Below are 9,689 nucleotides of genomic sequence, written 5' to 3' on the forward strand. Positions count from 1 at the left end.
GACAGAGATGGGGCCTCTAGCCAGGCTCCTATGAAGTCACAACGCCACGTCCGGTGAGTGCACATGAGCGCCTCCCGGCCAAGGCCGACAGATCCCGTTGAAGACCCGAAGTCAGTCAGATGCTGGGGCAGACCCCGCCGGGAGGCGCTCATCTACATCATCTCTGTCAGATGCGGATGACGGTCTTGCCGCGCGCGCCGCCGGCCCGGTTGCCGGCCAGCGCGTCGGCGGCCTCGGCGAACGGCACCTCGCGCTCGACCCGGACGCGGAGCTCGCCCGCGTCGATGAGGTCGGACAGCCGGTCCAGCAGCGCGGCCGAGGGCTCGCCGTCGTAGTTGACGCCGCGCAGCTGCCGGGCCTCCATCGCGTCCGGGTTCACCGACCAGGTGGTGCTGACGTACGTCCCGCCGGGGCGCAGCAGCTGCGCCAGGTGCTCGGCCGCGGGGGTATCGCTGACCACGTCGAGGACGGCGTCGATCCCATCGGAGTGGACGGCGAGCACCTGCCGGTTGAGGTCGCCCTTGGAGTGGTCGACGGTCTCGTCGGCGCCGAGGCGCCGCATCGTCCCGGCCATGTCGGCGCGGGCGGTCGCGAGGACCTTGGCGCCCGCGCGGGCCGCGAGCTGCACCAGGCCCTGCCCGACGCCGCCGGTCGCGCCCACGACGAGGACGGTCTGCCCGGTGTCGACGCGGGCCTCCTCCACCATGGCGAGCGCGGTCGTGCAGGCCGTCGGCACCGCCGCCGCCTGCGTGTAGATCATGCCCTCCGGCATCTTCGCGACCGGGCCGTCGTCGCGGGCGATCGCGTACTCGGCGTAGCTGCCGAGCCCACGCTCAGCCTGCAGGAACGCCCCGTAGACCTGCTCGCCGTGCCGCAGCCGGGTCACGCCCTCGCCGACCTCGTCCACGACGCCGGCGCCGTCCTGGCCCAGGATCAGCGGGAACGGCACGTCCAGGGAGTCCTTGAGCATGCCGTCGGCGATCTTCCAGTCGAGCGGGTTGACCCCGGCCGCGATCATCTTGACGAGGATCTCCCCCGGTCCCGGCTCCGGACGCGGCAGGTTCACCGGCGCCGGTGTGGCGCCGTACTCGGACACGGCGATGGCTCGCATGACGATCGTCCCCCCGATCGGATCTCACAGAGGCCCGAACACCCCCGCACTGATCTACCCGGTCAGCCGGACGATCACACGGATCCGCAGGTCGGACGGGTCACATCACCCGGCGCGGTCAGGCGGGCGCCTGCTGTGCGGGGTCGCCGGGCAGCGGCGGGATCGTCACCGGCGGGGTCGGCGGCCCGCGGCGGTCGTCGTCGTCGCGCTTCTTCGACCCCTTGCTGACGCGCAGCGTGATGGTCGAGCCGGGCTCGGCCGAGCCGGGCCCCGGCGACATCTCGGCGACCGTGCCCTTCTTGTAGCGGCGGGACTCGACCTGCGTGCTGACGTTGGTCGTGAAGCCCGCGTCGCGGAGCTTGGCGACGGCGTCGTCGAGCTTCATGCCGCGCACGTCCGGCACCTTCGCCCGGTCCTCGCCGGACCCCTTGCTGAAGTAGTGCGACGGCGGGCGGTGGAACGACGACGCGTCCGTGCCGCGCAGCGCGCCGCTCATGCTCTGCTGCCAGATCGGCGCGGGGATCGTCGCACCGAACACGGCGCCGTAGCAGGTGCCGTTCATGCAGAGGTTCTCCATCGGGTGCTTGTAGCCGCCGCGCGGGTCGCCGACCCAGACCGCCGCCGCCAGGTCCGGGGTGTACCCGGCGAACCAGGCGGCGGAGAAGTTGTCGACGGTGCCGGTCTTGCCGGCGGCGGGACGGCCGATGCCCATGCCGCGCGCCGTGCCCTTGGTGAGGACGCCCCGCAGCACGTAGTTGACCGCGTCCGCGACGTCCTCGTCGATGGCCTGCTCGCAGTCGCGTCCCGGCACCTTCAGCTTGTGCCCGGACGCGTCCTTGATCGACGTGATGGCGATCGGCTTGCAGTACTTGCCGCGGGCGCCGAACGCGGCGTAGGCGGAGGCGAGCCGCAGCGGGGAGACCGGGTTGAAGCCGAGGGTGAACGACGGGTACTCCTCCAGCGGCTTGCCGTTCGCCTGCTTCATCCCCAGCTTCTCGGCCATCTTGACGGTGTCGCAGAGGCCGACCTTCTTCTCCAGCGCGAGGAAGAAGGTGTTGACCGAGTGGTGCGTGCCGGTGACGAGGCTGAACTTCTTGCCGCCCTCGCCGTCGGCGGCGTTGCGCAGGGACGCGTCGGGGTCGCCGACCTTGTCGCCGTCGCAGTTGCGGAAGCCGACCGGGGTGAACTCGCGCGGCGCCATCAGCCGGGTGCCGAACGGCATGCCCTCGTCCAGCGCGGCGGCCAGCGTGAACGCCTTGAACGTCGACCCGGCCTGCATGCCGATGCTGGAGCCGTGGCTGGCGTCGGCGGCGAAGTTGATCCAGGTCTTGCCGCGCTCCTTGTCGGGCCCGAGCTTGCGGTCCACGACCATCGCCTTGATCTCGCCGGTGCCGGGCTCGACCATCGCCTCGGCGGCGGCCTTGTGCGCGGAGTTCTTCGGCGGGACGTGCTTGTTCACGGCGCGCTGCGCGGCCTTCTGCGCCCGCGGGTCCATGGTGGTGCGGATCGTGAGGCCGCCGCGCTTGAGCAGCTTCTCCCGCTCCTTGTCCGTCTTGCCGAACACGGGGTTGGTGAGGATCTCGCGCTGCACGTAGTCGCAGAAGAACGGCGCCTTGCTGGACACGCACCCGCTGCGGACGTTGTCGATGTCCAGCTTGATGGGCTTGCGCTTGGCCGCCGCCGCCTTGGCGGGGTCGACCCGGCCGAGCTCGGCCATCCGGTCCAGGACGGTGTCGCGGCGCTGCCGGGCCTCGCCGGGGTGCCGGGTCGGGTCGTAGGCGTAGGGGTAGCGGATGACGCCGGCGAGCAGCGCCGCCTCCGGCAGGTTCAGCTCGGACGCGTGCTTGGAGAAGTAGTGCCGGGACGCGGCCTCGATGCCGTAGGCGCCGTCGCCGTAGTAGGCGATGTTGAGGTAGCGGCGCAGGATCTCGTCCTTGCTGTACTTCTCCTCGACCGCCACCGCGTAGCGCAGCTCGCGGACCTTGCGGGCGGCGGTGACCGCGGTGGCCCGCTGCCGCTCCTCGTCGCTGTCGGCCTGGGTGAGCAGCAGGTTCTTCACGTACTGCTGGGTGATGCCGGAGCCGCCCTGCGTCACCTGCCCGCTGCTGAGGTTGCTGGCGAGCGCGCGCAGCGTGCCCTGCAGGTCGATGGCGCCGTGCTCGTAGAACCGGCTGTCCTCGATCGCGAGCACCGCCTGCCGGGCGACCGGCGCGATCTTGTCGAGCGGGACGTCCACCCGGTTCTGGTAGAAGAACGTCGCGATCGTGGAGCCGTCGGCGGCGAGGATCCGGGAGCGCTGCGGGACGCCGGACGTCGTCAGGTCCACCGGCTCGCTGTCGAACCAGCGAGCCGTGTCGCGGGCGCCGACGCCGGCCGTGCAGGCGGTCGGCAGCAGCATCAGCGCGACGAGGAAGCCGGCGAGGCCGCCGAGCGCGCCCAGCCCGCGCAGCGCGCGGGCCTTCTCGGCGCGGGTCGTGGACGAGGTGAAGACGCGGCGGGGACGGCGCGGCGGTTCGGGGGCACCGCCCCTTGCGTCGCGATTCCCTGGGTCACCATCCGCCCCGGCAGGCACGCGCCTAGGGTAAACGCGCCTTCGCCCCCGGACCACCCCATCAATGATGTTCCGGTACTTTCCCCGCGAATCAGGCGCGCTGCCGCCGTCGTTCCCACGCTCGGACACGATCGCGGAATACCCGGGAAACGGCGCGCAACTCGGCCTCCGGGTCGGCTCCCCGTTCCGCCGCCTCCCGGACGAGCGCGAAAAGCCGCGTACCCACGTCGTTCCCGGCCGCGTCCGCGAGGTCGTCCGCGAGGTCGGCGGGCGCCTCCATGCGCGCCGCGCGGCGCTGCAGCTGCGCGGCGAGCGACAGCGCCGGCTGCCCCATCGGGACGCCGTCGAGCGCGGACGCCTCGGCGCCGCTCTTCGCCGCCCGCTCGGCCGCCTTGATCTGCTCCCAGTTGGCGTTGACCTCGTCGGCGCCGGAGACGGTCACGTCCCCGAACACGTGCGGATGGCGGCGGACGAGCTTCTCCACGATCGCGCCGGCGACGTCGTCGATGGTGAACGCCGTCTCGTCGTCGCGTTCGGCGGCCACCACCGAGTGGAACGCGACCTGCATCAGCACGTCGCCCAGCTCCTCGCGGAGCGCGCCGAGGTCGCCGGACTCGATCGTGTCCAGGACCTCGTACGCCTCCTCCAGCAGGTACGGGACGAGCGTGGTGTGCGTCTGCTTGCGGTCCCAAGGGCATTCGCGGCGCAGCGTGTCCATCACCGACACCAGGTCGAGCAGCCGCGCGCCCGGCAGGTCGTAGGAGCCGTGCAGCACCTCGACGTCCAGCGGATCATTGACGACGAGCGTGCCGACCTCGCGCATCAGCGCCTCGTCGCCCTCGGGCGCGGCCACCCACACGACGTCCGCGTCCCGCGCGTCGGCGACGAGCCGGTTCGCGTCGGGCTCTGCGACGGTCTCGGGGACGATCCCGGCGTCGCGGAGCGCGGGCAGCAGCGGGTGCCCGTCGCGGAGCCGGACGGCGGCCGCGGACCGGAGCGCGTCCCAGGCCCGCCAGGTCAGCAGGCCGGGCGCGACCCGGTGCGTGGTCGCGAGCAGTGTCAGGGCCATGCGCCTCAGATACCCGAATCGGGGCTGGACAGCCGGTAGGTGATCTTGCCGACCTCGAACTTGCCCGGGTCGTAGTTCCCGTAGCGCGGGTTGACCTCGATGTGCATGCCGTCGGCGGTGCGCTTGAACAGCTCGTTCCACTGCCGGCCGGCCTGCTGCGTCGCCGGGCTCAGCCGGTTGTTCACGTCCGCGCCGAACCGCTGCATCACCGCGATCTGGGTGGCGACGAGGCGCGCGAGGTCGCGGGTGTGCTCGCGCGGCAGCCCGCTCGCCAGCGTGATCGAGCCGGCGCCGCCCTGCTGGTCCAGCGCCTGGACCGCGGTGTCCACCTGGCCGCCGGTGACCTTCACGCCGGCCTGGTCGGCGACCTTCGCGGCGACCCGGAAGTTGATCAGCAGGGTGAGCGCGCCCTGCAGGTCGGTCTCGCTGTCGCCGGCGAGCTGCGGCGCCGGGTTGGCGGGGTTCGCGCGCAGCTCGTTGGCGGCCGGGTCGGCGCGGAACTGGGTGCGCCAGTCGCGGACGGTCTGGCTGAGCTCGGTGGTGGTGATGCGGTCGTCGCCGACGAGGGCGGCGGTGCCGACCTTCGGGGAGCCGCCGCAGCCGGCCAGCGCGCCGGCCGCCAGCACGACCGCCACCGCCGCCTTCACGGACTTACCAGGCACGGAAATCCTCGTCTCGTCATGGGTCTCTAGGGTCGGGGTCGGCTCAGGCTACCGCTTGCCCGCGGTGGTCGCGGGTTCGAGGAACAGGGCCTCGACCAGGCCGGTCGCCCACGTCAGCAGCTCCTGGTCGCGCAGCGGCCGGCCGCCGAGCGGCGCCGTCTTCGGCGCCGGGACGAGCAGGGTGTCGGTGGCCGGCTTCAGGATGCTCTTCGGGTACAGCCGCTGCAGCCTGACCTGCTTGGAGTCGGGCAGCGCGACCGGGGTGAACTTGACGAAGTTGCCCTGGAGCGTGACATCGGTCAGCCCGGCCCGGCGCGCCTTCGCCCGGAACCGCGCCACCTCCAGCAGGTTCAGCACCGGGACGGGCAGCGGGCCGAAGCGGTCCTTCAGCTCGTCGTGCACGGCGCCGATCTCGTCGTCGGACGTGATCGCGGCGATGCGGCGGTAGGCGTCCAGGCGGAGCCGCTCGCCCGGCACGTACTCGTGCGGCAGGTGCGCGTCGACGGGCAGCTCGACCTTCGTCTCGACGGCCTCCGGCTCGCCGGCCTCCGGCTCGCCGGCGCCGCCGTCCTTCAGCTCCCGGACCGCCTCCCCGACCATCCGGACGTACAGGTCGAACCCGACGCCCGCGACGTGCCCGGACTGCTCGGCGCCGAGGATGTTGCCCGCGCCGCGGATCTCCAGGTCCTTCATCGCGACGTACATGCCGGCGCCGACCTCGGTGTGCTGGGCGAGGGTCGCGAGCCGCTCGTGCGCGGTCTCGGTCAGCGGCTGCTCCGGCTGGTAGAGGAAGTAGGCGTAGGCGCGCTCCCGGCCGCGTCCGACGCGTCCGCGCAGCTGGTGGAGCTGCGACAGCCCGTACATGTCGGCGCGGTCGACGATCAGCGTGTTCGCGTTCGGGACGTCCAGCCCGGACTCGACGATCGTGGTCGCGACGAGGACGTCGTAGTTCTTCTCCCAGAAGTCGACCATGACCTTTTCGAGCTCGTTCTCGTTCATCTGCCCGTGCGCGATGCCGATCCGCGCCTCCGGGACGAGGTTCCGCAGGTTCGCCGCGACCTTGTTGATCGAGCGGACCCGGTTGTGCACGAAGAACACCTGGCCCTCGCGCAGCAGCTCGCGGCGGATCGCGGCGGCGATCTGCTTCTCCTCGTACGGCCCGACGAACGTCAGCACGGGGTGCCGCTCCTCCGGCGGCGTCAGGATCGTCGACATCTCCCGGATGCCGGTCAGCCCCATCTCCAGCGTGCGCGGGATCGGCGTCGCGGACATGGCGAGGACGTCCACCTGCGTCCGGAGGCGCTTCAGCTCCTCCTTGTGCTCGACGCCGAACCGCTGCTCCTCGTCGATGACGACCAGGCCGAGGTCCTTGAACCGGGTCTGCGACGACAGGATGCGGTGGGTGCCGACGACGATGTCCACGGCGCCCTCGGACAGGCCGCGCAGCGTCTCGTTGATCTCCGCGTCGGTCTGGAACCGGCTGATCGGCTTCACCACGACCGGGAACGCCGCGAACCGCTCGGTGAACGTCGACATGTGCTGCTGGACGAGCAGCGTCGTCGGCACGAGCACCGCGACCTGCCGCCCGTCCTGGACGGCCTTGAACGCGGCCCGCACCGCGATCTCGGTCTTGCCGTAGCCGACGTCCCCGCAGATCAGCCGGTCCATCGGGACGGCCTTCTCCATGTCGCCCTTGACCTCGTCGATGGCGGCGAGCTGGTCGGGCGTCTCGTTGTAGGGGAACGCGTCCTCCAGCTCCCGCTGCCACGGGGTGTCGGCCCCGAACGCGTGGCCGGGGCTCGCCATCCGCGCCGAGTAGAGCCGGATCAGCTCCCCCGCGATCTGCTTGACCGCCTTGCGGGCGCGCGACTTGGCCTTCTGCCAGTCGGCGCCGCCGAGCCGGTGCAGGCTGGGCGCCTCCCCGCCGACGTAGCGGGTCAGCTCCTCCAGCTGGTCGGTCGGAACGAACAGCCGGTCGCTCTTGGCGTACTCGAGGATCAGGTACTCGCGGGTGGCGCCCTGCACCGTCCGGCTGACCATCTCCACGTACCGTCCGACGCCGTGCTGCTCGTGCACCACGTAGTCGCCGGGCTTGAGCTGGAGCGGGTCGATGCCGCCACGACGCCGGGACGGCATCCGGCGGGCGTCCTTCGTGGACGACTTCTGCCCGGACAGGTCGGTCTCGGTCAGCACCGCGAGCTTGACCGACTCCCAGGTGAACCCGTTCTCCAGCAGCCCGGTCGTCACCGCCACCACCGACGGGGCGGGCGGCTCGGCGAGGTCGGCGCGGCGCGCGCCGAGGCCCTCCTCCCCGACGAGCTGGACGAGCCGCTCGGCGGGGCCGTGCCCGGCGGTGATCATGACGACGCGCCAGCCGCCGTCGATCCAGCCCTTCAGGTCGCCGACGACGCGGGACGTGTCGCCCCGGTACGCCTCCGCCGGCGTCACGCCCAGATTGAGCGCGTCCCCTTCGGGGGTGAGCGCTGTCACGCTCCAGCGCGGCAGGCCCAGCTCGGTGCTGTGCTCGCGGACCTCCTCCAGCGAGCGGAACGCGGCGGCGCCCAGGTCGATCGGCGCCTCTCCCCCGGCGGCGGCGTTGACCCAGCTCGCCTCCAGGAACTCCTGGCTCGTCCGGACCAGCTCCACCGACCGGGTCCGGATCCGCTCGGGCTCGCACACCAGCAGCGCCGAACCGTCCGGCAGCAGGTCGGTCAGCAGCTCCATGCGGTCGGCGAGGACGGGAGAGAAGGCCTCCATGCCCTCGACGGTGTCGCCGTCGGCGATCCGGCCGAGGATCTCCTCCAGGGGCGGGTGCTGCTCGGCGAGCAGCTTCGCGCGCTCGCGCACCTTCTCCGTCAGCGGCAGCTCGCGGCACGGCGGCGCCCACAGCCCGCCCTGGGCGATCTCCAGGGACCGCTGGTCGGCCGCTTTGAAGTAGCGGATCTCCTCGACGGTGTCGCCCCAGAACTCGACCCGGAGCGGGTGCTCCTCGGTGGGCGGGAACACGTCCAGGATCCCGCCGCGCACCGCGATCTCGCCGCGCTTCTCCACCAGGTCGACGCGGTGGTACCCGGCGTCCACCAGGTTGCGGACGGCATCGTCCATGTCGGCGTCCTCGCCGGAGACCAGCCGCACCGGCTCCAGGTCGGCGAGCCCGGCGACGATCGGCTGCAGGACGGCCCGGACCGGCGTCACCACGACGTCCAGCGCGCCGCCCTTGCCGTCCTCCGCCGGCTCGGCCGCGTCGGGGTGGACGAGGCGGCGCAGCACCGCGAGCCGCTGCCCGACCGTGTCCGAACGCGGCGACAGCTTCTCGTGCGGCAGCGTCTCCCACGCAGGGAAGTGCGCGACGCGGCTCGGGTCGAGCAGGCTCGACAGGGCGGCGGTCAGGTCCTCGGCCTCCCGGCCGGTCGCGGTCACCGCGAGGACCGCGCCCCCGCCGTCGGCGCGCAGGCGGCGGCTCAGCGCGGCGGCGAGGATCGGCCACAGCGCCGCCGGTGCGACGACCTCCTGGTCCGCGCGCGCCCGCTTGAGCGCACGCTCCAGCGCCGGGTCTTCGCACGCAAGGTCAACAAGTCCAGAAAGCGTCATCTTCGCCCGCACATTCGCCGATGAACCCCGTGGCAGGGCAGCCCGAAAACCCGGGAATCCCAGCCGGGCCCCGGTACCGCGTACCAGGGTACGCGACACGGCCATGACCAAGAATGCGTAAATAGCGGACGGAGCACAGTCGGACGGTTACGCTGCGAAACTGTGACCGATCTGCGTACGCCGCCGGTCAGCGACGGCGATCTCTTCTCAGAACGCGCCCGACAGTACGCCCTAGAGAAGCCCCTGCAGCGGATCCACATCCTGGAGGCGGGCTGCGGCTGGGGCACGGGCCTGGACCTCGGCGACCACGACCACCACGTCACGGGCGTCGACATGGAGTCGCCGGAGCTGCGCGCCTACACCTGCGAGCGGCCCGACCTCGACACCTGGCACCTCGGCGACCTGCGCACGGCGCCGCTGCCGCCGCGCGCCTTCGACATCGTGCACGCCTCGTACCTGATCGAGCGGGTGCCGCACGCCGAGCTGGTGCTCGACCGGTTCGTCGCCGCGCTGAAGCCCGGCGGGCTGCTGCTGGTGCACCTGCGCGACCGCAGCACCGCGTTCGGCTTCCTGGACCGCACGCTGCCGCGGTGGCTGCGCACGTCCGGGAAGCGACGGCGACCGCGTCCCGGGCGGGGGCCGCGCGGGGCGCACGCCCGCGTCCCGTATCCGACGGACGAGCGGGTCGCCGGGCCGGAGCCCGGT

Annotated in this window: 6 protein-coding genes; 1 reads left to right on the forward strand and 5 read right to left on the reverse strand. The window is 72.2% G+C overall.

The genetic code is table 11. The features are described 5' to 3' along the window. Positions 1–166 precede the first annotated feature (166 nt). The 5 genes from HUX53_RS28060 to mfd form a co-directional block, all read right to left on the reverse strand. Positions 167–1,111: an NADP-dependent oxidoreductase gene (locus HUX53_RS28060; protein WP_176406219.1), complete on the reverse strand. Its 945-nt coding sequence runs from the start codon at positions 1,109–1,111 to the stop codon at positions 167–169. A gap of 118 nt (positions 1,112–1,229) precedes the next feature. Continuing rightward, complete coding sequence (locus HUX53_RS28065) at positions 1,230–3,683, reverse strand: penicillin-binding protein (RefSeq protein WP_309237472.1); 2,454 nt, start codon at positions 3,681–3,683, stop codon at positions 1,230–1,232. Positions 3,684–3,753: 70 nt separating this feature from the next. Then, a complete protein-coding gene (locus tag HUX53_RS28070) occupies positions 3,754–4,731 on the reverse strand; it encodes a MazG family protein (protein WP_176406220.1) in 978 nt (325 codons plus the stop codon). Between the two features lie 5 nt (positions 4,732–4,736). Next, positions 4,737–5,393: a hypothetical protein gene (locus HUX53_RS28075; protein ID WP_176406221.1), complete on the reverse strand. Its 657-nt coding sequence runs from the start codon at positions 5,391–5,393 to the stop codon at positions 4,737–4,739. Between the two features lie 48 nt (positions 5,394–5,441). Next, on the reverse strand, positions 5,442–8,984 hold the full coding sequence (gene mfd, locus HUX53_RS28080; protein ID WP_176406222.1) for a transcription-repair coupling factor: 3,543 nt from the start codon (positions 8,982–8,984) through the stop codon (positions 5,442–5,444). 162 nt (positions 8,985–9,146) lie between these two features. Here mfd and HUX53_RS28085 point away from each other — a divergent pair. Continuing rightward, on the forward strand, positions 9,147–9,689 hold a 543-nt coding region (locus HUX53_RS28085; protein ID WP_176406223.1), incomplete at its 3' end, for a bifunctional 2-polyprenyl-6-hydroxyphenol methylase/3-demethylubiquinol 3-O-methyltransferase UbiG.

The organism is Actinomadura sp. BRA 177 (genome assembly GCF_013372625.1).
In the GTDB taxonomy this organism is placed as follows: domain Bacteria; phylum Actinomycetota; class Actinomycetes; order Streptosporangiales; family Streptosporangiaceae; genus Spirillospora.

Bases quoted from the DNA above. Each gene is read 5' to 3' on its own strand.
- HUX53_RS28060 (WP_176406219.1), bottom strand. From the start codon at position 1,111: ATGCGAGCCATCGCCGTGTCCGAGTACGGCGCCACACCGGCGCCGGTG.
- mfd (WP_176406222.1), bottom strand. From the start codon at position 8,984: ATGACGCTTTCTGGACTTGTTGACCTTGCGTGCGAAGACCCGGCGCTG.
- HUX53_RS28070 (WP_176406220.1), bottom strand. From the start codon at position 4,731: ATGGCCCTGACACTGCTCGCGACCACGCACCGGGTCGCGCCCGGCCTG.